Below are 20058 nucleotides of genomic sequence, written 5' to 3' on the forward strand. Positions count from 1 at the left end.
TCTCATGGCAAACGACATCAGCACCACTCTCACCGAGCTCCCCGAGTCCCGCGTCCGTGTCGACGCCGAAGTCGGCCCGGCCGAAGTCGAGCGTCGCGTGACGCAGGCGGCCAAGCAGCTCGCCCGCACCATCCGCGTCCCGGGCTTCCGCGCCGGCAAGGCGCCCGCTCCCGTCGTCATCAAGCGCATCGGCCGCGAGGCCGTCGTGGACGAGGCCGTCCGCGAGTCGCTGGGCGCGTGGTACCGCGAGGCGATCGACGATGCGCACGTGGTGCCGGTCGGCGAGCCGTCGGTGGACCTGGGCGAGCTCCCCAAGGAGGGTGAGCCGCTGAAGTTCACGATCGAGATCGGCGTGCGTCCGAAGGCCGAGCTCGGCGAGTACAAGGGCCTCGAGGTCGCCAAGCGCGAGCCGGGTGTGCCGGACGAGCAGGTCGACCAGGAGCTCGAGGGCCTGCGCGAGCGCGCGGCCAAGCTCGACACGGTCGACCGCCAGGCCCAGCGCGGCGACTTCGTGGTGATGGACTTCGCCGGCTCCGTGGACGGCGTGCCGTTCCCCGGCGGCGAGGGCCGCGACCAGATGATCGAGCTCGGCTCGGGCCGGCTCGTGCCCGGCTTCGAGGACCAGCTCGAGGGTGCGGTCGCCGGTGAGGACCGCGAGGTCACGATCACCTTCCCCGAGGACTACCCGGCCGAGGAGCTCGCCGCCAAGGAGGCCGTGTTCGCGGTCACCGTGCGCGAGGTCAAGGCCAAGCAGCTCCCCGAGCTCGACGACGACCTGGCCGTCGAGGCGGGCTTCGACACGCTCGACGAGCTGCGCGAGGACATCCGCTCCCGCCTGTCGGAGAACGAGTCCCAGCGCGCCGAGGCGGAGTTCCGCGAGGCCGCGCTCGACGCCGCGGTCGAGGCCGCGAAGGTCGAGGTCCCGGACGCGCTGATCGAGGCCCGTGCCCGCGAGATGTGGGACTCCATGCTCCACTCGCTCTCGCACCAGGGCATCAACCGTGAGACCTACCTCCGCCTCTCGGGCGTCACCGAGGAGGAGACGATCGAGAAGGCCAAGCCCGACGCCGACGTCGCGCTGCGCCGCGAGGCGGTGCTGGCGGCGATCGCCGAGGCCGAGTCGCTCGATCCGACCGAGGAGGAGATGCTCGAAGCCGTGGCCGAGGCCGGTGGCGGCGAGCGCGTCAAGCCCGAGAAGCTGCTCGAGCGGCTTCGCAAGAACGGGCGTCTGGACAGCCTCAAGGACGACCTCTCCCAACGCAAGGCTTGGGACATCGTGGTGGAGTCGGCCAAGCCGGTTCCGGCCACGTCGTCAGATTCCTGATCAATACGCCCACATCCTGGTCGGTGGACCCGGGTCGGACCAGCTCCAGCCGTTGCTAGTCTTCGGCCGAGTGGTACGGCACGGGCCGTCGACCATCTGAAGGATTCGAGCGTTCGAAGCGAAACGAAGCGAGGACCGTGAGCCCACTCGTACCGATGGTTGTCGAGCAGACCTCTCGTGGAGAGCGTGCGTTCGACATCTACTCCCGCCTCCTGAGCGAGCGCATCATCTTCCTCGGCACGCCCGTGGACGACCAGATCGCGAACCTCATCGTGGCCCAGCTCTTGCATCTGGAGTCCGAGGACCCGGACAAGGACATCTCGATCTACATCAACTCGCCCGGCGGGTCGGTGTACGCGGGCCTCGCGATCTACGACACGATGAACTTCATCAAGCCGGACGTGTCGACGATCTGCGTCGGCATCGCGATGTCGATGGGCGCGCTCCTGCTGACCGGTGGCGCGAAGGGCAAGCGCATGGCGCTGCCCAACGCGAAGATCCTCATCCACCAGGTCTCGTCCGGCTTCCAGGGGCAGGCGACCGACATCGAGATCCACGCGCGTGAGGTCATCGAGCTGCGTCGCAAGCTCGACGAGATCATCGCCGAGAAGACCGGCCAGTCGATCGAGAAGGTCAAGAGCGACACCGAGCGTGACTACTTCATGACCTCGGAAGAGGCCAAGGAGTACGGCATCATCGACCGGGTGATCTCCGAGCACTAGCCTGATCTCATGGCGCGCCCCACGGATTCCAACGAGCAGCTCCTCTGCTCCTTCTGCGGCAAGTCCCAGCGGCAGGTCAAGAAGCTGATCGCGGGTCCCGGGGTCTACATCTGCGACGAGTGCATCGATCTCTGCAACGAGATCATCGATGAGGAGCTGACGGCTCCGCCGACCTTCGACATCGACAACCTGCCGAAGCCGAAGGAGATCTACGGCGTCCTCAACGAGTACGTCGTGGGGCAGGAGCAGGCCAAGCGCACGCTGTCGGTAGCGGTCTACAACCACTACAAGCGCGTGCAGATGATGCAGGCCGACGACTCGGACATCGAGCTGCAGAAGTCGAACATCCTGCTGCTCGGCCCGACGGGCTGTGGCAAGACGCTCCTCGCGCAGACCCTGGCGCGCATCCTGAACGTCCCGTTCGCCATCGCCGACGCGACCGCCCTCACCGAGGCCGGTTACGTCGGCGAGGACGTCGAGAACATCCTCCTGAAACTCATCCAGGCGGCTGACTACGACGTCAAGAAGGCCGAGACCGGGATCATCTACATCGACGAGGTCGACAAGATCGCCCGCAAGGCGGACAACCCGTCGATCACGCGCGACGTGTCCGGCGAGGGCGTCCAGCAGGCGCTGCTGAAGATCCTGGAGGGGACCACCGCCTCGGTCCCGCCGCAGGGGGGCCGCAAGCACCCGCACCAGGAGTTCCTCACGATCGACACGACGAACATCCTGTTCATCTGCGGCGGCGCCTTCGCGAACCTGGACAAGGTCATCGAGCGCCGGATCGGCAACAAGGGCGTCGGCTTCGGCGCGAGCATCGAGTCCAAGTTCGAGCGTGACCTGGGCGAGCTGTTCGAGCAGACGCTGCCCGAGGACCTCATGCACTACGGGCTCATCCCGGAGTTCATCGGCCGGCTCCCGGTCGCGAGCGCCGTGCACCAGCTCTCGCGTGAGGACCTGATCACGATCCTCACGGAGCCGCGGAACGCGATCGTCAAGCAGTTCCAGCGCTTCTTCAGCTTCGACGGCATCGAGCTCGTGTTCTCCACCGACGCCCTGCGCGCGGTCGCGAACAAGGCGCTCGAGCGCGACACCGGCGCCCGCGGCCTGCGGTCGATCATCGAGGAGATCCTCCTGGAGGTGCAGTTTGAGCTGCCCTCCCGGCGCGACGTCAAGAAGTGCGTCGTGACCAAGGAGACGGTGGAGCGCGGCGTCAAGCCGACGCTCGTCACCGAGGCGCCCGGGGAAGAGACCCCGGCCGCCAAGTCCGCCTAGGGGCACCTCCGAGCGGCGACGCGACCCGATGACGCGCCGCCGCCCGTCGGTGGTCGTCAGGCCAGCTGGAAGCGGCCCACGATGCGCTCGAGCTCCTGCGCCGTGTCGCTGAGCGACGCGGCCGAAGCGGCGATCTCCTGCGTGGAGGCAGACGTCTGCTGGGTGGAGGCGGACACCTGCTCGGTCGAGGCGCTCGACTCCTGGGCGAGAAGGCTGACCTCGCCGATGCCGGTCTCCATCGCGGTCGCGCCGGCGGCGATCCGGTCGGCCACGCCGACGATCGCCTCGACGCGGGCGGTCATGCCGTCGACGGCCTCGCCGATGCGCAGGAACGCCTCGCGCGCCTGGTCGACGGTGGCGGCGCCGTCCTCGGTCTGGCCGCTGGCGGTCTCGACGACGCCGACGACCTTGCGCGTGTCGGCCTGCATCTGCTCGATCAGGCCGGCGATCGTGGCCGCCGCTCCCTGGGACTCCTCGGCGAGCTTGCGGACCTCCTCGGCCACGACGGCGAAGCCCTTGCCCTGCTCGCCGGCGCGGGCGGCCTCGATCGCGGCGTTGAGCGCGAGCAGGTTCGTCTGCTCGGCGAGGCTCGTGATCGTGTGGACGATGCCGCCGATCTCCTCCGAGCGGACGCCGAGGTCGCGGATGGCGACGGCGGCCTGCTGCGAGGACTCGCGGACGGCGTGCATGGCCTTGGTGGCGTGCTCGGCGGTGCCGACGCCCTCCTTGGCCACCTCCGCGGCCTCGATCACGGCGGCGGCGGTCTCCTGCGCGGCGGCGGCGGACTCGCTGACGCCCGCGGACACCTCGGTGATGCGTTGACGCGTGGTCTCGACCGAGTGCAGCTGGCGCTCGGCGCCCTGCGCGATGTTCGAGATCGCGCCGGCGATCTCGCCGACCGCGCGGCCGGTCTCGTCCGACGTGGCGGCCATCTGCTGGGAGGCGGACGCGACCGTGGTCGCCGACTCGGCGACCGCGGCCAGCGCGTCCCGCAGGTTGTCGGACATCCGGCGCAGGGCGTGGCCCAGCGCGTCGCGCTCGCCCTTGGGCGTGATCTCGTGCGTCAGGTCGCCGTCGGCGATCCGGTCGGCCGTGGCGGTGGCCTCCTGCAGGTAGGCGATCATGCGCTCGAACTCGCGGCCGGCGTCGCCGATCTCGTCGTTGGAGCGGATGGCGACCTCCTGCTCGACGTCGCCCTCGGCGATGCCGTGGGCGGCCTTGACGAGGCGGTTGGTGCCGCCGGAGATCGTGCGGGTGAGCCAGAGGGCGATGCCGACGGCGATCACGAGCGCGATCCCGAGCAGCACGAGCGACAGCGTCCGGGTCGAGTCCGCGTCCGCGCGGACCTCGGCCATCGTCGCCTTCGAGTAGTCGGCGTTGACCGCGTCGAGCGTGGTCAGCGTCTCCTTGACGCCCTCCCAGGCCTGGTCGCCGGCGCCGCCCTCGATCAGGGCGAGGCCGTCGGGCGCGCGGCCCTGGTCGGTGAGCGCGGGCAGGTCGGCGGAGGCGGCCTTGTACTCGCCCCATACCTTCACGAAGGCGTCGAGGGCGGCGTCGGCCTTGGGGCCCGTGGACAGGCCCTGCTGGTAGCCGATCAGCGTGTCGACCTCGGCCACGTCCTCGCCCAGCGTCGCGCCGATGTCCTTGCGCTTCTCGGCCGTCGGCGCGGCGGTGTAGCGGACCTGGTCGCGGCGGAACTTGCCGGTCTGGTTCTTGAGCTCGCCGACGACGCGTGCCGAGGGCAGCATCTTCGCGTCGAAGACGGCGGTGTCCTCGCTCATCCGGCTGGCGCCTGAGGCGGCGGTCCAGCCGAGCAGCGCCATCAGCGCGAGCACGGCGGCGAATGCGGCAAACAGCTTCAGCTTGATCGTCAGTCTCATCTCAGGGGGGTCGATCGGGTCGGGGTCGTTCCTCTGATCGGCTGAACGCCGAGCAACCTGAGGCCTGGCCTCGCGCGTGCGTGCGGTGTCCAGCGGCGGCGATTTCCTAGACTGCTGGGCGCATGAGGTTCCATAACCACCGCGCAAAGTTCGCGCTGTACGTCAAGGGCAACGGCCGGTGAGCTGGGACCTCCGTCAGGCCGAGGAGCACCTGCTGTCCCTCGAGCTGTTCGGCATGCGCTTCGGCCTGGAGCGCATGCGTCGGCTGCTCACCGTCCTCGGGTCGCCGCAGGAGCGCTTTCGCGCGGTCCACGTCGTGGGCACGAACGGCAAGTCGTCGACCGTGCGGTTCACGGCGGCGCTGCTGGAAGCCAACGGCGTCAGGACCGGCGCGTACCTGTCGCCGCACCTGACGACCTTCGCCGAGCGCATCCGCGTCGGCGACAGCGATCTCACCGCGTCCGAGTTCGCCGCGGCGATCGAGCGCGCCGCGACCGCCGCGGCGAAGGTCGACCGGACCTCTCCGGACGGCGAGCGCGTGACCCAGTTCGAGTTGCTGACCGCCGCCGCCTTCGACGAGTTCGCGCGCCGTGGGGTCGAGGTCGCCGTGATCGAGGCGGGCCTCGGCGGCCGCTACGACGCCACCAACGTGCTCGGCGCGGAGGTCGTGGTGCTCACCAACGTCGGCCTGGAGCACACGCGCTGGCTCGGGCCGACGATCAAGGACATCGCGGGGGAGAAGCTCGCGGTGGTCCGCCCGGGCGCGACGCTCGTGCTCGGCGACGACCACCCGGACGTGCTCGCCCTGGCCGAGCGGACCGGGGCCACGATCGTGCGGCCGGCGTCAGTCGGGGTTGACGCGCCGGGCTACCAGCGGATGAACCTCGGGGCGGCCGTCGCGGCGGCCAAGGCCGTCCTCGGCGCGCCGCTGGAGGCCGCGCCGATCTCGCTCGCCGTGCCCGGGCGCCTGCAGGTGGTCGCGCACGACCCGCTGACGATCTACGACGGCGCCCACAACGCGCCGGGGATCGCGGCGCTCGCGGAATCCGTGCCGCAGGGCACCGTCGCGGTGCTCTCGGTGCTCGACGACAAGGACGCGGCCGCGATGCTCAAGGCGCTGCTTCCGCGGCTCTCCGCCGCGGTCTTCACGCGCGCCCCGAACCCGCGGGCGCTCTCGCCGGCCACGCTCGCCGACCTCGCCGCGAAGGTCGGTCCGGGGCTGCCGACCGAGATCGAGCCGGACCCGCGCAAGGCCGTGAGCAGGGCGAGGGAGCTCGCCGGCGAACATGGAACCGTGCTCGCCACGGGTTCGATCTACCTCGTTGCCGATCTTCTCAGCGCGCCGGGAGCGCGCCGGGCGAGTGCGCTGTGAACGAACGCGGGCCCAGTGTCATCGCGATGATCGCCCTCGTGGCGGTCGTGGTGGCCGTCGTCATCCTGATCTTCTTCGGCATCGGCTACGCGCTGGGGCGCGCCTTCCTGTGACGGCGTCGCCGCTTTCCCCACTACGATTCCGGGTCATCACATGAACACGCTCGCCGTATTTGGGATCGAGAACATCGAGCAGGAGTGGGCGCAGACGGTGCTCAACGTCCTGCTCCTGGTCGCCGCGGTCCTCTATCTCGCACTGATCTTCTGGACCTTCGCGGACGCCCGCCGGCGCATCGACGATCCACTGCTCGTCGCCTGCGCCACGCTCGCGAGCTTCTTCCCGTTCGTCGGGACGATCGTCTACCTGATCGTCCGCCCGCCGGAGTTCCTCGACGACGTGCGCCTGCGCGAGCTCGAGATGACCGCCGCCGAAGCGCGCCTGGCCAACCTGGACTACCACCTGTGTCCGCACTGCGACTACGAGGTCCAGAGCGACTACCTGCGGTGCCCGAGCTGCATGCGCAAGCTCAAGGAGCGCTGCTACTCGTGCTCGAAGCCGATCGACCCCGCCTGGCGCATCTGCCCGTTCTGCGAGGCCGAGACGAGCGCCCCGTCGCCGTCCGCCTCGTCGACGCGTCGGCGCCGCCGCCAGACGACGGACCAGTCGACGGTCGCCGCCGAGACCCTGGAGCCCGAGACGGCCGAGGCGTCCGCGGGTGAGACGTCGCGCCGCAGACGTCGCTGACACACTGACGGTCCTATGGCTACTGAAAAGACACTGATCCTGGTCAAGCCGGACGCCTTCGCGCGCGGCCTCACCGGGGAGATCATCGCCCGCTTCGAGCGCAAGGGCCTCAAGATCATCGCCGCCAAGCACATGACGGTGACCGAGGACATCGCCAAGCAGCACTACGCCGAGCATGCTGAGCGCCCGTTCTTCGGCGAGCTCGTGAGCTTCATCACCTCCGGCCCGATCGTTGCGCTCGTGCTCGAGGGCGAGAGCGCCATCAAGGCCGCGCGTCAGGTGATCGGCGCCACGAACCCGCTCGAGGCGGCCACGGGCTCGATCCGCGGCGACTTCGCCCTCGAGATCGGCACGAACATGGTCCACGGCTCCGACTCGCCCGAGTCCGGCATCCGCGAAGCGGGGATCTTTTTCCCGGAGCTCTAGTCCTCGGGAGCGGCTCGCCGCAGCGGCGCGCCATTCTCGAGCAGATCGGCGTCTCCTTCACCGTCCTCGTCTCTGACGTCGACGAGGAGACCACGGGCGATCCCGTCCAGGTCGCCGAGGAGAACGCGCGCCGCAAGGCGCTCGCGGTGGCGGCGCTCGCCGCCACCGGAGCGACCGTGCTGGGCGCGGACACGGACGTCGGTCTCGACGGCGACGTCCTCGGCAAGCCGGCCGACGCCGACCAGGCGCGCTCGTTCATCGCGCGCCTGGCGGGTCGCACGCACCAGGTGGTCGGCGGCATCGCGATCGTCCGCGAAGGCGAGCTGGTCCACACCTCGGTCGAGGTCACCCAGGTCCACTTCCGCCCGGCGAGCCCCGCGCTGATCGACTGGTACGTCGGGACGGGCGAGTGGCGCGGCCGCGCGGGCGGCTACGCCATCCAGGGCGCCGGCGCGGCGCTGATCGCGGGCATCGAGGGCGACTACCTCAACGTCGTCGGCCTGCCGCTCGCGCGGCTGCTCGACGCGCTGCCCGAGTTGCTCCCGGCGTAGCGGCGGGCGCGTACGCCGATCGGGGGGTCTTGTGAGCGCGCCTCACCACTCGGCGCGGCGACGCGCATGAGCGCACGTCGGCGCTCACCGGGGGCGCGAATGGATCGACGCCGCGCGTGAAGCGGAGTGAGAGCGCCTTTGCAGCCCATTTCTGTGGATCGACCCTTCGGTAGACTCCGGAATCGGCTCGGTCTCCCTAACTAGAGGAGGTCCGGTCCGCTCACGCATGGGCTTCTTCTCGTACCTCACCGGGTTCGGCGGCCGTGACATGGCGGTCGATCTCGGCACCGCCAACACGCTCGTCTACGTCCGTGGCCGTGGCATCGTGCTCTCAGAGCCGTCCGTGGTCGCGATCGACTCCCGCACCGGCGAGGTGCACGCGGTCGGCATCGAGGCCAAGCGCATGCTCGGACGTACCCCGGGCACCATCTCCGCAATCCGCCCGCTGAAGGACGGCGTCATCGCCGACTTCGACGTGACGGAGGAGATGCTGCGCCACTTCATCCAGAAGGTGCACCAGAACCGCTGGGCCCACCCGCGTGTCGTCGTCTGCGTCCCCTCGGGCGTGACCGGCGTCGAGAAGCGCGCGGTGGAGGAGGCGTGCCTGTCCGCGGGCGCCCGCCAGGCGTACCTGATCGAGGAGCCGATGGCCGCGGCCATCGGCGCGGGCCTGCCGGTCGGCGAGCCGACCGGGAACATGGTCGTCGACATCGGCGGCGGCACCTCCGAGGTGGCCGTCATCAGCCTCGGCGGCATCGTCGTCTCCCAGTCGATCCGCGTCGGCGGCGACGAGCTCGACGACTCGATCATCAACTACGTCAAGAAGGAGTACAAGCTCCTGATCGGCCAGCAGACGGCCGAGGAGGTCAAGCTCGAGATCGGGTCCGCGTACCCGCTCGAGGAGGAGGTGCAGGCCGAGATCCGTGGCCGCGACCTCGTCTCCGGCCTCCCGAAGACCGTCGTGCTGACGTCCGAGGAAGTACGCGCCGCGCTCGAAGAGCCGCTCGTCCAGATCATCGACTCCATCAAGGAGACGCTGGACCGCACACCGCCCGAGCTGGCGTCGGACATCATGGATCGCGGCATCATGCTCGCGGGCGGCGGCAGCCTCCTGCAGGGCCTGGATGAGCGCCTCCGCGAGGAAACGCAGATGCCCGCGCACCGCGCCGAGTCGCCGCTCACGTGCGTCGCCGTCGGCAGCGGCCGCAGCCTCGAGGAGTTCGAGGCGATCCACAAGTCCAACCGCTCGAACAACCGCAATCGCCGCCCGCGCCGATAGAGCCGCTAGCTTGCTCTTGACCGCTGAAGCCAACCAAGTCTTGATACCTGTATGCACGACAAAGCGGTCAGACGCCGCCGTGCAGTGCTGGTCGTTCTCGTAGCGGCCTCGCTGATCCTGCTCACCGCCTATTACGGCGAGTCCTCCGACGGCCGCCTGCACGGGGCGCAGCGCACCGCGCTGGGCGTCCTGAGCCCGATCCAGGAAGGCGCCAGCCGCGTCTTCAAGCCCGTGCGCGACCTGTTCGGCTGGTTCGGCGACACGATCGACGCCAAGGACCAGCGCGACGAGGCGGTCAAGCAGCGCGACGCCTACCGCTCGCAGCTCGCGCAGATGCAGAAGCAGCTGAGCGAGGCGAACCAGCGGGCCGGGCTCAACGAGAACAACCAGCTGGGCTGGAGCAAGTACGGCCCGGTCGACGCGCGCGTGTTCGTGCACTCGCCGAGCACCTGGTTCCAGCGCGTGACCATCAACAAGGGCACGAGCGACGGGGTCCGCCGCGGTGACCCGGTGGTCAACGGCGCCGGGCTGATCGGCAAGGTCGAGGAGGCCGCCGGCGGCGCGTCGGTGGTGACGTTGATCACGGACCAGAGCTTCGCGACGACGGTGAACGTCGGCCGGGACCAGTTCGCCGGTTCGATCCAGCCCGCGATCGGCGCGCCTGGGGACCTGCTGTTCGAGCCCGTGGACGCGACCGCCAAGGTGCGCGAGAACGACCTCGTGTACACGGCCGGCACGATCAACCGGCAGGTCGAGTCGCGCTACCCGGCGGCGATCCTGATCGGCACGGTCAGCCGCATCGACTTCGGCGAGGGCGACCTCGACAAGCGCATCCACGTCAAGCCCGCCGCGGACTTCCTGCGCCTGGACATGGTTCAGGTCCTGACCGATCCACACGCCGACCTCGAGGGCCGATGACGGTCTCGGGCAAGAGCGTCCTGCGCCTCTGCCTGCTCGGCCTGCTCGGCTGGCTGCTGCAGATCACGGTGGTCTCGAACGTGACCGTGTTCGGCGTGCCCGCGGACCTCATCCCGCTGCTGGTCGCGTTCGCCGGGTTCATCGCCGGCTCCACCACCGGCGCGGTCTTCGGCTTCTGCCTCGGCCTGCTGGTCGACCTGCCGTCGATCCAGACGCTCGGCGTGAATTCGCTCGTCTTTACGGCGGTGGGCTACGGTGCCGGACGCATCCGGGAGCTGCGTGACCCGGCGCACGGCCTCGCGCCGGTGGCCGTCGGGGCCGCGGCGACCGCGATCGCGGCCGTGGGCTTCGCGCTCCTGCAGTTCCTGCTGGGGGTGAAGGCACCGGTCTCGCTCCTGCTCCTCCGCGACACGCTGATGATCGTCCTGCTCAACTCCCTCATCGCGCTCCCGGTCTACGCGGTCATGCACCGCGCCCTGGCCACGTTCCTGCCGGACGACCCGCGCCGCCGCCGGCGCCGGGCCTACACGACGGGCGGCCTGAGCCCGCTCAGCCGGGCGTAGCCGATGCCGCAGCGCGTCGAAGAACGCCTTCGCCCGATCACGCCGCAGCTGGCGTGGCGCGTCGCCGTGCTCGGCGGCATCGCCTTCGTCCTGTTCGGGATCGTCTTCTTCCGCCTCTGGTACCTGCAGGTGCTCACGGGCGACACGGCGCGCGTCGCCGCCAGCCAGAACGGTCGTCGCACCGAGCGCATCGAGGCGCCGCGCGGCGACATCGTGGACCGCAACGCGCAGGCGCTCGTGCGCACGAAGAAGGCCGCGGTCGTCCAGCTCGTGCCCTCGTCGCTGCCGGCGTCCGTGCTCAAGCAGGCCAGCGACTACCAGAAGGCGCTGTCCGCGGCCGAGACCGAGCGGCTCGCCAACGAGCGTCGCTACGACGCGTTCGTGCGCTCGCTCAAGGACGACGGGCGCAAGACGACCAAGGAAGAGGACGAGGAGCGCAAGACGCTCAAGAAGGCCGCGAGCACGGCCCGCAAGGTCGCGCTGCCGACGATCCCGCCCAACGAGAAGGACCTCGCGGAGCTCTACCGCCGCGTCGGCGAGGCGATCGGGATGACGCCGAAGACGATCCACGAGCGCGTCATCCGCAGCGTCGCCGACACGCCCTACTCGAACGTCACCATCAAGAGCGACGTCGAGCTCGCCAAGTTCAACTACATGCGCGAGCGCCCGGAGTACTTCAAGGGCGTCGAGGTGGCGTACGTCTACCAGCGCGAGTACCCCGAGGGCAAGCTCGCCGCGCAGCTCTTCGGCAGCGTCTCCGAGATCAGCGCCGAGCAGCTGAAGGAGAAGAAGTACAAGGACGTCGCGCAGGGCACGCGCGTGGGCAAGACCGGCCTCGAGTACCAGTACGACAAGTACCTGCGCGGCACGGACGGCGCGACGCGCCTCGTGGTGGACGCCTTCGGCTCCCGTGACGACGAGCGCAAGGTCTCGGTCACCAACCCCAAGCAGGGCCAGCGACTGCGGCTGACGATCGACTCCGACCTGCAGAAGACGGGGGAGCAGGCGCTCGCGGAAGCGATCCAGAGCTCCAAGTACCAGACGCGCGCCGGCGCCTTCCTGGCGATGGACCCGCGCAACGGCGAGATCCTGGCGATGGGCTCCGCGCCGTCGTTCGACGCGAACTGGTTCGCGAAGCCGTTCACCCAGAAGCGCTACGACTACCTCACGTCGGACTCGACCGACGCGCCGCTGCTCAACCGCGCGACCGAGTCCGCGTACCCGTCGGCGTCCACCTTCAAGGTCGTGACCGCGCTGGCGGCGCTCGAAGAGGGCCTGATCACGCCGACCCGCAAGGTCGACGACGACGGCGGCACGTGGAAGTACGGTGGCCGCGAGTGGAAGAACGCGCAGGACGCGGTCTTCGGGCCGGTCGACATCGTCAAGGGCCTCGCGGTGTCCTCGGACATCTTCTTCTACAAGCTCGGTGCGCAAGCGAACAACGGCTCGGTCATCCAGCGCTGGGCGGACAAGCTGGGCTTCGGGAACAAGACGGGCATCGACCTGCCGAATGAGCGGCCGGGGCTGGTGCCCAACCGCAAGTGGCGCAACACGGAGTACGAGAAGTACGTCAAGTGCGTGAAGAAGGCGGGCTTGAGCGCGGGGACGACCGAGGCGTTGTTCGAGTGCGGCGGCATCGAGCGCGGCTGGTCGGGTGGCGACAACGTCAACCTCTCCGTCGGCCAGGGCGACCTGCAGGTGACGCCGTTGCAGGTGGCGGTCGCGTACTCCGCGCTCGAGAACAACGGCACCATCGTCAAGCCGCACCTGGGCAAGGCGATCGAGGACGGCAACGGGATCCCGCTCCAGGAGTTCCGCCCCAAGGCCAAGCGCAAGATCAAGCTGAACCCGCGTGACCGCGCCGCGGTGCTCGAAGGGCTGCGCGGGGCCGCCCAGGAAGAGGGCGGCACCTCCGCGCAGGTGTGGAAGGGCTGGCCGATGAGCGAGTTCCCCATCTACGGCAAGACCGGCACCGCGGAGCGCCCGCCCAACGCGGATCAGTCCTGGTACGCCTGCTTCGTGCGGGACAAGGGCCGCCCGATCGTCGTCGTCGTGACGGTCGAGAAGGGTGGCTTCGGCGCCGAGACGGCGGCACCCGCAGCGCGCAAGATCCTCTCCGAGTGGTTCGATGTGTCTTCCCCGGCGCCGAAAGCGGATACGCCACCGGACACCGCCGTGGAAACGACCGTCACTCGATGAGCACGAAGATCCAGCCAGCCTCCGAGCCGCCGCCCCCGCTCGTCCCGCGCGAGTGGCGGATGCGGCTGGACCCGTTGCTGCTCCTGGCGACGCTCGGCCTGATCGCCTGCTCGTTGATCGCCATCAAGGGTGCGACGGTCGACGACGCCGACGATCCGCTGTTCTTCGTCAAGCGCCAGACGGTGTACATCGCCGTCGGGCTGGTGCTGATGTACGGCTTCTCGCGGCTGGACTACTCCCGGCTGCGCGAGCTGCGGTATCCGATCTACGGGCTGCTGATCTTCGGCAACCTGTTCATCCTGGCCTTCGCGCCAGAGACGCGCGGCACGCACGCGTGGATCGAGCTGCCGGGCTTCAACCTGCAGTTCTCGGAGATCGGCAAGGTGTTGCTCGCGGTCTCGCTCGCCGGGTTCGTCGTCGAGCGGATGCGTGAGATGGGACGGCAGACGACCGCCCGGGTGATGCTGCTCGGGTTGCTGCCGACGATGATCGTCCTGGCTCAGCAGGACCTCGGGTCCGCGACGGTCTACGTCGCGGGCACGCTCGCGATCCTGTTCGTGGCGGGCGCGCCGTGGCGGCACTTCGCGGGGCTCGTGGCCCTGTTCGTGGTGGCCGTGACGTTCGTGTTGGTGGCGGCGCCGAAGATGGGCGTGGAAGTCCTCAAGCCCTACCAGGTGGACCGCCTGACGTCGTTCCTGCACCCCAGTGAGAGCGCCAATGACGCGGGGTACCAGCAGGAGCAGGCACGGATCGCGATCGGCTCGGGTGAGAAGACGGGCCGCGGCGTCGAAGGCGCCACGCAGACCAAGCTCGACTTCCTGCCCGAGCACCACACCGACTTCATCTACGCCGTGATCGGCGAGACCTACGGTTTCGCCGGTTGCGCGCTCGTCTTATCGCTGTACGCGCTGCTCATCTGGCGCGCGCTTCACATCCTGACGATCGCGAAGAACCTCTTCGGGGCGCTGATCGCCGGCAGCATCGCGATGATGCTGCTGTACCAGCTTTTCGTGAACATCGGGATGAATGTGGGGATCATGCCTATCACCGGCGTGACAGCTCCACTGCTGAGCTTTGGCGGCTCGTCGATGCTCTCCACTTTCCTGGCCCTCGGCCTCTTGCACTCGATCAACGCGCAGGCGCGCGAGACGTCGTCGAGCAAGGGGAGGGCCGTGTACTTCCAATGAGGTTGTCCCTTGAAAAAGCAAGTGCTGGTCACGGTGGATCGCGGCGAGACCCGCGTCGCCATGCTGGAGGCGTCAGGTGATCCGGGCGCGCCGACCAAGTCCTCACGCGGCCGGGGTGGCCGCAAGCGCAGGCCGAACGCCGTCCCCGACGGGTACCGCGTAGCCGAGATCTACTTCGAGCGCCGTGGTGGCCGCTCGATCGTCGGCAACATCTACAAGGGCCGCGTCGACAACGTGCTGGCGGGGTTGGAAGCCGCCTTCGTCGACATCGGGCTGGACAAGAACGGCTTCCTGCACGTCGACGAGATCGTGCTCCCGGGCGTGGAGCAGGCCAAGCGCGGCCGCGGCAGCGGGCCGCGGATCACGGACCTGCTGAAGCCGGGCCAGGAGATCACGGTCCAGGTCGTCAAGGATCCGCTCAAGACCAAGGGCGCGCGTCTGAGCATGGAGCTCACGATCGCCGGTCGCTACATGGTCTACGCGCCCACGGGCGAAGGGGTCGGCGTCTCCCGCCGCCTCGAGGACAAGGAGCGCGACCGCCTTCGCAAGGAGGCCAAGCAGCTGAACCTGGACGGCGGTGGCGCGATCATCCGCACCGCGGCGCACGGCGCCACGCGGGCGGATTTCGAGCGCGAGCTGCAGTACCTGTTCAAGCTCAACGAGGTTCTCGAGAAGCGCGTCAAGGAGACCACGGCGCCCGCGCTCGTGTTCCAGGAGGCCGACCTCTCGGTCCGCGTCGTGCGCGACATCTTCTCCGAGCACTTCGAGCGCGCGGTCGTCGACGACGAGCTCGCGCACCACCGGCTCGTCTCGTTCTTCACGCGCACCGCGCCCGAGCTGGTCGACCGCGTCGAGCTCTACGACGGCGAGGACCCGCTGTTCGAGGCCTACGGCGTCGACCCGGTGATCAACGGCATGCTCGAGCGGCGGGTGGACCTGCCCAGCGGCGGCTACCTGATCATCGACTACGCCGAGGCGCTGACCGTCATCGACGTCAACACGGGGTCGTTCACCGGCAAGGGCAAGAGCGCCCGGCTCGAGGACACGATCACCCAGACGAACCTCGAGGCCGCGGAAGAGGCCGTGCGCCAGCTGCGGCTGCGCGACATCGGCGGCATCATCGTCATCGACTTCATCGACATGGCGCGGTCGCGCAACCGCGACGCCGTGCTGAAGGTCCTGCGCAAGTCCCTGGACGAGGACCGCACGAAGACCTTCGTGGTCGAGATCTCGCCGCTCGGCCTGGTCGAGATGACGCGCCAGAACGTCACCGACGGTGTGCGCGAGATCATGACCAACACCTGCGCCGTGTGCCACGGCGAGGGCGTGGTCAAGTCGGCGGAGACGATCGCGATCGAGTTCTCCCGCCACATCCGGCACATGGTCAAGGACGCCGGCCCGGACGGCCCCGAGGCCTACCTGCTGCGGATCAACCCGAAGGTCACGGCGTTCTTCATCGCCGACGGCGCGCGTGAGCTGCACGCGCTCGAGGAGGAGACCGGCCGCTTCTTCCACTTCGAGGGCTCGGACGGCCTGCCGCTCGACCACTTCGCGGTGACGATGGAGGGCACGCGGTCCGAGATCGAGGAGCACGCGGTCCCGTTCCGCGCCGGCGAGGAGGTGCACGTCCACCTCGTCGAGCCGCACATGTACAACGAGGACGACGCGGTCGCCAAGGTCGATGGCTACCTGATCGACGTCGTCAACGGCGTCCACTTCGTCGGTGAGAAAAAGATGGTCCGCATCGAGGAGGCGGGGCGCACGATCGCCCGCGCGGTCCTCGTCGGCGCCGACGCCGAGGTCGCCGAGGAGGCCGCGAAGGAGCGGGAGTCCGCGCGCGAGAAGGCACAGGCCGCCGCCCGCCGCACCGCCGCCGCGAAGAAGAGCGCCGCCAAGCGCCGCCCGCGCGAGGACGAGCAGGCCGCGATCGCCACGGCGACGCTCACGGACGAGTCGCCGACCGAGGCGGGCACCGCCCCCGCGGCCGAGGACGACGCCGACGCCACGCCGCGCAAGCGCCGCCGCCGTGGCGGCCGTGGCCGCGGCCGCGGTCGCAAGACCGCCGAGGCCACCGAGACGACCACCGAGGACGTCGTCGCCGAGGACGGCGCGACCGACGAGGACGCCCCGCGCAGCCGCTCGCGCCGCCGCCGGGGTGGGGCCGAAGCCGACGTCGACGCGGTGGCGGGCGAGGGCACGCCGCAGGACGGCTCGGCCGCGGAGGCCGAGGACGACGCGCCGCGCGGCCGCTCGCGCCGCCGCCGGGGCGCGGCGGTCGACGCCGACGTCGACGCGCCGTCCGCCGACGAGTCCGTCGAGGACGAGGCGCCGCGCGGGCGCACTCGCAGCCGTCGTGGCGCGGACGCCGCGGCCGCGCAGGCGGCCGACGAGGCCGTCGCCGCGGGCGAGGTCGTCGAGGACGAGGCGCCGCGTGCGCGTTCGCGCCGTCGCCGGGGCGCGGTCGATCCCGAGGCGGCCGCGGAGGCCGTGACCGCGGGCGAGGTCGTCGAGGACGAGGCGCCGCGTGCGCGTTCGCGCCGTCGCCGCGGGGCGGACGACGGCGACGCCGCGGCCACTCAGGCGGCCGACGACGCCGTCGCCGCGGGCGAAGTCGCCGAGGACGACGCCCCGCGTCCGCGTTCGCGCCGTCGCCGCGGTGCGGTCGACCCCGAGGCGGCCGCGGAGGCCGTCGCCGCGGGCGAGGTCGTCGAGGACGCGCCCAAGCCGCGTGCGCGCCGTCGTCGAGCCGCGGAGGACGCGCCCGTCGAGGCGGTCGCCGCGGACGAGGCCGTCGAGCCCGCCCCGAAGCCGCGGGCACGGCGCCGCAAGCCGGCGGCCGAGACCGCGCCGGGTGAGGCGGTCGAGGCCGTCGTGGAGGACGAGCCCGTCGCGAAGCCGCGTGCGCGTCGGCGCGCTGCCGCCGTCGCCGACGAGGCGGCCGTGGACGGGACGCCGAAGCCGAAGGGACGGGCGCGCAAGCGGCCCGCTCCGGAGGCCGTCGCGGCCGCAGCGGAGGCCGCGGTCGGCATCGGCGACGAGGACCCCGCGCCGAAGCCGAAGGGCCGCGCGCGCAAGCGTCCGGCCGCGCTCGAGATGACGGAGGCGTCCGCCTCGCCGAGCTTCGAGGAGGACGGCGACGGCGACGCGCTATCCTCTTCGCCCCGGCGCCGTGGCCGTAGTGATGGTCGGCGCCGTTCCCGCGCGCAGGCTCAGGCCGACGCCGAAGTCTCCGACTGAAGCCTTTACAGACAATGTCCTACGCAGTCATCAAGACCGGCGGTAAGCAATACCGCGTCATCGAGGGCCAGACCCTCCTGATCGAGCGTCTGCCCGACGATGTCGGCGCCACCGTCGCGCTGCAGCCTCTGCTGCTCGCCGCTGACGGCGCCGACGCCGTCTTCGAAGGCGACGGTCTGGCGAACGCCAGCGTCCAGGCGGAGATCGTCGCGCATGAGCGCGGCCCGAAGCTGCGCGTGTTCAAGTTCAAGCCGAAGCGCGGCTACAAGCGGCGCACCGGTCACCGCCAGGAACTGACGCGAATCCGCATCACGTCGATCGGTTAGGGAGCAAGCACCTATGGCTCATAAGAAAGGTCTCGGCTCCAGCCGCAACGGCCGCGACTCCAACGCCAAGCGCCTCGGCGTGAAGGTCTTCGCCGGTGAGACCGTCACCGGTGGCGAGATCATCGTCCGCCAGCGCGGCACGAAGTTCAAGCCGGGCCTCGGCGCCGGCATCGGCAAGGACGACACGATCTACGCTCGCGCCGCGGGCAAGGTGGACTTCAAGGAAGGCCGCCGCGGTCGCGTCATCTCGGTCATCCCGGCCGAGACCGAAGCCGCCGCCTAGCGCGAGCAGCGACACGCAGCTTCCATCGGGCGCCCACTGGGCGCCCGATGCTGTTAACCGGCCCGTCCGGGCGCCCGGCACCGTCGCTGCGCCCCGGCCCGGACACCGGTGCCATAGGTTGAGCCGGTGCCGATGGACATCCGCCTCAAGCGGGCGTACGTCCCCGCCGACCCCGTGGACGGGTACCGCGTGCTCGTCGACCGCCTGTGGCCGCGCGGCGTGTCCCGCGAGCGCGCCCGGCTGGACGCGTGGGAGAAGGACCTCGCGCCGAGCACCATGCTGCGGCGCTGGTTCGGCCACGACCCCGAGCGGTTCGAGGAGTTCCGCCGGCGCTACGTCGACGAGCTCCGCGCGCACCGGCCCGAGCTGGCCCGGCTTCGCCGCCATGCCCGCGAAGGGACGCTCACGCTCGTGTACGGGGCGGCCGACGTCGAGCACAACGACGCACGGGTCCTGGCGGATGTCCTGCGCCGCGGGCTCCCGCGGTCGTCAGTCGCCGTCGAACGTCGCTCGTGACTCGAGGATCTCGTCGACGTGGCTCTCGGCCCAACCGGCGAGGCCGCGGACGACGGCGAGAAGGCTGAGGCCGCGGGCCGTCAGCGCGTAGTCGACGCGCGGCGGCTTGGTGTCGAACACCGTGCGACGCACGAGCCCATCCCGCTCGAGCCCGCGCAGCGTCACGCTGAGCATTCGCTGCGTGATCGGCGCGCAGAGCCGCCGCAGCTCGTTGAAGCGGCGCGTGGATCCGCCCAGCTGGCAGATGACGACGACCGACCACTTGTCGCCGATCCGCTCGAGCAGATCGCGCACGAGCGTCTGCGTCGCGGCTTCGTCCGGCGCGATGGCCATGTCTCGAGTCTAAGCCGAGCGCGCCGATCGGCGACGACGCGGTTCTCTCAGGGGTACCAGCGCACTTCGAAGTGCTCTCTTGTCGAGGGGGCCGGACGCTCGCAGACTCGGAGACGAGACCAACGTCATTACGGAGCACACCATGTCCGAACGTTTCGCAGGCAAAGTCATCCTCGTCACCGGCGCCACCTCCGGGATCGGGCGCGCGGTCGCCGACCGGGTCGCGGAGGAGGGCGCCACCGTCGTGCTCGCCGCTCGCGGCCACGAGGCAGGCGCGGCGGCCGCCGCCGAGCTGCGCGCCGCCGGCGCCGACGCGCACTTCATCGCCACCGACGTCACTGTCGAGTCCGAGGTCGCCGCGCTCGTCCGGTCGATCCTGGATCGCCACGGACGCCTCGACGGCGCGTTCAACAACGTGGGCGCCGCCACCGCGATCGCGCCGCTCGCCGAGATCGAGCCGGGCGCCTGGCGCGCGGAGATCGCGCTCAACCTCGACAGCGTCTTCTTCTCCCTCAAGCACCAGCTGCCGGTGCTGCAGGCCGCCGGGCGCGGCGCGATCGTCAACAACGCCTCCAGCGCGGGCGTCACCGGCGCCGCAGGCCTTGGCTCGTACAGCGCCGCCAAGCACGGCGTCGTCGGGCTCACCCGCTCGGCGGCGCTGGAGGCCGCGCCGAGCGGCGTGCGGGTCAACGCCCTCGTCACCGGCGGCGTCGACACGCCGCTGCTGCGCCGCAACATGGGCTCCACGCCGGACGAGGCGATGCGCGCCGCGAAGGCCCTGCACCCGGTCGGCCGGATCGGCGAGCCGGACGAGATCGCGGCCTTCACCGCGTTCCTGTTGAGCGACGAGGCCCCGTTCATCACCGGGGCCGCGCTCGCCATCGACGGCGGTCTGACCGCCCAGTAGGGACACGCGGTGC

The 20058-nt window shown here is 70.4% G+C and carries 19 protein-coding genes; 17 read left to right on the forward strand and 2 right to left on the reverse strand.

Translation table 11 applies throughout. The features are described 5' to 3' along the window. The first annotated feature begins 4 nt into the window (after window positions 1–4). From tig to clpX, 3 genes are all read left to right on the forward strand, one after another. Window positions 5–1324 (forward strand): trigger factor, encoded by a 1320-nt coding sequence (gene tig / locus C8N24_RS22080; protein ID WP_121254188.1) that lies wholly within the window; start codon window positions 5–7, stop codon window positions 1322–1324. 137 nt (window positions 1325–1461) lie between these two features. After that, on the forward strand, window positions 1462–2046 hold the full coding sequence (gene clpP, locus C8N24_RS22085) for an ATP-dependent Clp endopeptidase proteolytic subunit ClpP (RefSeq protein ID WP_121254190.1): 585 nt from the start codon (window positions 1462–1464) through the stop codon (window positions 2044–2046). A 9-nt stretch (window positions 2047–2055) separates the two neighbouring features. Then, a complete protein-coding gene (gene clpX / locus C8N24_RS22090; protein WP_121254192.1) occupies window positions 2056–3324 on the forward strand; it encodes an ATP-dependent Clp protease ATP-binding subunit ClpX in 1269 nt (422 codons plus the stop codon). Between the two features lie 56 nt (window positions 3325–3380). On the opposite strand, the gene C8N24_RS22095 is transcribed toward clpX, so the two are convergent. Continuing rightward, window positions 3381–5204, reverse strand: a complete 1824-nt coding sequence (locus C8N24_RS22095; RefSeq protein ID WP_121254195.1) for a methyl-accepting chemotaxis protein — start codon at window positions 5202–5204, stop codon at window positions 3381–3383. Window positions 5205–5382: 178 nt separating this feature from the next. Between C8N24_RS22095 and C8N24_RS22100 the strand changes: the two genes are divergently transcribed. The 13 genes from C8N24_RS22100 (at window position 5383) to C8N24_RS22160 (ending at window position 18805) form a co-directional block, all read left to right on the forward strand. Continuing rightward, on the forward strand, window positions 5383–6576 hold the full coding sequence (locus tag C8N24_RS22100; RefSeq protein ID WP_121254197.1) for a bifunctional folylpolyglutamate synthase/dihydrofolate synthase: 1194 nt from the start codon (window positions 5383–5385) through the stop codon (window positions 6574–6576). Window positions 6577–6729: 153 nt separating this feature from the next. Continuing rightward, entirely contained in the window at window positions 6730–7320 is a 591-nt protein-coding gene (locus tag C8N24_RS22105) for a zinc ribbon domain-containing protein (protein ID WP_121254199.1), read from the forward strand. Between the two features lie 15 nt (window positions 7321–7335). Beyond that, window positions 7336–7746: a nucleoside-diphosphate kinase gene (gene ndk, locus C8N24_RS22110; RefSeq protein WP_121254201.1), complete on the forward strand. Its 411-nt coding sequence runs from the start codon at window positions 7336–7338 to the stop codon at window positions 7744–7746. Between the two features lie 44 nt (window positions 7747–7790). Further along, the gene (locus tag C8N24_RS22115; protein WP_245972034.1) at window positions 7791–8297 is read left to right on the forward strand and encodes a nucleoside triphosphate pyrophosphatase; all 507 of its coding nucleotides are present in this window, start codon (window positions 7791–7793) and stop codon (window positions 8295–8297) included. Between the two features lie 226 nt (window positions 8298–8523). Then, window positions 8524–9576 (forward strand): rod shape-determining protein, encoded by a 1053-nt coding sequence (locus tag C8N24_RS22120; protein ID WP_121254206.1) that lies wholly within the window; start codon window positions 8524–8526, stop codon window positions 9574–9576. Between the two features lie 84 nt (window positions 9577–9660). Beyond that, window positions 9661–10494 carry a rod shape-determining protein MreC gene (gene mreC / locus C8N24_RS22125; RefSeq protein WP_170179314.1) on the forward strand — a complete coding sequence of 278 codons (834 nt, stop codon included), beginning with the start codon at window positions 9661–9663 and terminating at the stop codon, window positions 10492–10494. Continuing rightward, a complete protein-coding gene (mreD, locus tag C8N24_RS22130; RefSeq protein WP_121254210.1) occupies window positions 10491–11057 on the forward strand; it encodes a rod shape-determining protein MreD in 567 nt (188 codons plus the stop codon). Before mreC ends, mreD begins: the two co-directional genes overlap by 4 nt. Window positions 11058–11060: 3 nt before the next feature. Next, entirely contained in the window at window positions 11061–13256 is a 2196-nt protein-coding gene (gene mrdA / locus C8N24_RS22135; RefSeq protein WP_121254212.1) for a penicillin-binding protein 2, read from the forward strand. Next, entirely contained in the window at window positions 13253–14443 is a 1191-nt protein-coding gene (locus tag C8N24_RS22140) for an FtsW/RodA/SpoVE family cell cycle protein (RefSeq protein ID WP_121254213.1), read from the forward strand. The genes mrdA and C8N24_RS22140 overlap by 4 nt, the downstream gene beginning before the upstream one ends. A 9-nt stretch (window positions 14444–14452) precedes the next feature. Beyond that, entirely contained in the window at window positions 14453–17680 is a 3228-nt protein-coding gene (locus tag C8N24_RS22145; RefSeq protein WP_245971949.1) for an Rne/Rng family ribonuclease, read from the forward strand. Window positions 17681–17694: 14 nt separating this feature from the next. After that, a complete protein-coding gene (gene rplU, locus C8N24_RS22150) occupies window positions 17695–18006 on the forward strand; it encodes a 50S ribosomal protein L21 (RefSeq protein ID WP_121254215.1) in 312 nt (103 codons plus the stop codon). Window positions 18007–18019: 13 nt separating this feature from the next. Next, on the forward strand, window positions 18020–18289 hold the full coding sequence (gene rpmA, locus C8N24_RS22155; protein WP_121254217.1) for a 50S ribosomal protein L27: 270 nt from the start codon (window positions 18020–18022) through the stop codon (window positions 18287–18289). Window positions 18290–18421: 132 nt separating this feature from the next. Further along, window positions 18422–18805, forward strand: a complete 384-nt coding sequence (locus C8N24_RS22160; protein WP_121254219.1) for a DUF488 domain-containing protein — start codon at window positions 18422–18424, stop codon at window positions 18803–18805. On the opposite strand, the gene C8N24_RS22165 is transcribed toward C8N24_RS22160, so the two are convergent. Continuing rightward, window positions 18779–19138, reverse strand: a complete 360-nt coding sequence (locus C8N24_RS22165; RefSeq protein WP_121254221.1) for a winged helix-turn-helix transcriptional regulator — start codon at window positions 19136–19138, stop codon at window positions 18779–18781. The genes C8N24_RS22160 and C8N24_RS22165 overlap by 27 nt on opposite strands. Before the next feature lie 142 nt (window positions 19139–19280). Here C8N24_RS22165 and C8N24_RS22170 point away from each other — a divergent pair, with 142 nt between their 5' ends. Further along, window positions 19281–20045: an SDR family NAD(P)-dependent oxidoreductase gene (locus C8N24_RS22170; protein WP_121254224.1), complete on the forward strand. Its 765-nt coding sequence runs from the start codon at window positions 19281–19283 to the stop codon at window positions 20043–20045. Window positions 20046–20058 lie beyond the last annotated feature (13 nt).

Origin of the sequence: Solirubrobacter pauli (assembly GCF_003633755.1) — a bacterium.
Lineage (GTDB): Bacteria > Actinomycetota > Thermoleophilia > Solirubrobacterales > Solirubrobacteraceae > Solirubrobacter > Solirubrobacter pauli.

Excerpts from the sequence above, each read along its gene's own strand:
- mrdA (WP_121254212.1), top strand. The coding sequence starts at position 11,061 with ATGCCGCAGCGCGTCGAAGAACGCCTTCGCCCGATCACGCCGCAGCTG.
- mreD (WP_121254210.1), top strand. The coding sequence starts at position 10,491 with ATGACGGTCTCGGGCAAGAGCGTCCTGCGCCTCTGCCTGCTCGGCCTG.
- C8N24_RS22160 (WP_121254219.1), top strand. The coding sequence starts at position 18,422 with ATGGACATCCGCCTCAAGCGGGCGTACGTCCCCGCCGACCCCGTGGAC.
- C8N24_RS22140 (WP_121254213.1), top strand. The coding sequence starts at position 13,253 with ATGAGCACGAAGATCCAGCCAGCCTCCGAGCCGCCGCCCCCGCTCGTC.
- rplU (WP_121254215.1), top strand. The coding sequence starts at position 17,695 with ATGTCCTACGCAGTCATCAAGACCGGCGGTAAGCAATACCGCGTCATC.
- C8N24_RS22165 (WP_121254221.1), bottom strand. The coding sequence starts at position 19,138 with ATGGCCATCGCGCCGGACGAAGCCGCGACGCAGACGCTCGTGCGCGAT.
- C8N24_RS22095 (WP_121254195.1), bottom strand. The coding sequence starts at position 5,204 with ATGAGACTGACGATCAAGCTGAAGCTGTTTGCCGCATTCGCCGCCGTG.
- C8N24_RS22105 (WP_121254199.1), top strand. The coding sequence starts at position 6,730 with ATGAACACGCTCGCCGTATTTGGGATCGAGAACATCGAGCAGGAGTGG.
- C8N24_RS22120 (WP_121254206.1), top strand. The coding sequence starts at position 8,524 with ATGGGCTTCTTCTCGTACCTCACCGGGTTCGGCGGCCGTGACATGGCG.
- ndk (WP_121254201.1), top strand. The coding sequence starts at position 7,336 with ATGGCTACTGAAAAGACACTGATCCTGGTCAAGCCGGACGCCTTCGCG.
- rpmA (WP_121254217.1), top strand. The coding sequence starts at position 18,020 with ATGGCTCATAAGAAAGGTCTCGGCTCCAGCCGCAACGGCCGCGACTCC.
- clpX (WP_121254192.1), top strand. The coding sequence starts at position 2,056 with ATGGCGCGCCCCACGGATTCCAACGAGCAGCTCCTCTGCTCCTTCTGC.
- C8N24_RS22170 (WP_121254224.1), top strand. The coding sequence starts at position 19,281 with ATGTCCGAACGTTTCGCAGGCAAAGTCATCCTCGTCACCGGCGCCACC.
- tig (WP_121254188.1), top strand. The coding sequence starts at position 5 with ATGGCAAACGACATCAGCACCACTCTCACCGAGCTCCCCGAGTCCCGC.